The 1,198-nt window shown below is 56.3% G+C and carries 1 protein-coding gene; it reads right to left on the bottom strand.

Annotated elements, in window-relative coordinates; translation table 11 throughout:
• Positions 1 to 159: 159 nt before the first annotated feature.
• On the bottom strand, positions 160 to 1,198 hold a 1,039-nt coding region (locus QKD99_RS11460), incomplete at its 5' end, for an IS1249 family transposase (RefSeq protein WP_347951482.1).

The following is a 1,198-nucleotide window of genomic DNA, read 5'->3' as shown; positions in this document are numbered from 1 at the left end:
TCCGGGCGCACAAAACCAGCCGCCTTCGGGCGGCTTTTCTTGTATCTTAGCCCGCCTCACCTAAGTTCCGGGTTAAGGGTCAAAATGTGTGTCTGGCTCGGGGGTTAAGTAGCAGAATGTGTGTCCGTTCGGCGTGTTGCGGGGCGGGTACACGGTTAGTTACTTCATGGGGCCTTTTCTGATTCCTATCGAGTGTTCGTACTCGGTTGGGATAGCGTTGTCGTAGAAGGCTGGTCGGCCTGTTTCTTGGTCGGCTTTGTTGTGGTCTTCTTCGGCAAGATCGTTGACTTTGGCGAGTTGATCTTGGCCATAATTGCACTGCCTGGCGATATTTAGCGGATCGTCAGGCAGTTGCTTTTTGGTGTGGAGGTACCACTCAAGCATTTTTCGTTGACGTTCCCCAGACCTGCCTCGGTGCGCATCGGCGATGCGTTTGAGCTGGGCGTTTATGCCGCCTTCAAGACTGTTTGTCGTTGAAGCCCAGCGGTTAGGATCAAGCGCATTCGGTGGTGGCTTAAGGTAGGTAAACAGCCAATTGTTGCGCGAGAGGTGCAGCAGTGAGTTGTAGGCTTTGCGTACCCGTAGATGAGTCCATTCCCACTGGTTATTGGGTGTTCGGCGTTCTTTTGGCACGGGTGTTTTCTCGTTGAGGAATGCTTTGAATACCTGACCGAAGTCGTGCAGGCGTAGCGTCCACTCCCGTGCCTGGTCGAGCGTGGTGACACGGGTTAGTTTCAGCGCCAGTGCGTAGATGGTTTTGCCAGCGTCGGTGCGCGGCCGTGAGGTGGTGTAGCGGCGGATGACGCGTTGTGCGTGGACGAGACAACGCTGAATCATCACGTTTGGCCAGCAGGCTTTAATCGCGGTGAGTGCGCCTTGTCCGCCGTCGAGGACGACGCAGAGTGGCTCGGCGATTTTGCGAAGTAGCTGCGTGTATGCGTGGGCGGTTTCGTGTTTGGTCCAGTGCCACGCAATGACGTGGTCGCGGCTGGCTGCCACAAGTAGGCAGCCAGCCGCTGTGTAGGTGCCGTCGATGAAGATCTGATCGTAGACGCGCTGCGGGGCACCGTCGTTGGGGACGTCGATGAGCCAAAACGGTTCGAATCGGCGATCAAGTGTCCAACGACTCACCCTTTGTTGCCCGGCGAGTTCAGACAACGTCGCTGTGGAGGTGACATAAGAGACGAAGGCTTTAAAG

Source organism: Corynebacterium sp. c3Ub_189 (assembly GCF_039907195.1).
GTDB lineage: Bacteria > Actinomycetota > Actinomycetes > Mycobacteriales > Mycobacteriaceae > Corynebacterium.
This window is presented reverse-complemented; position numbering and strand designations above follow the sequence as displayed.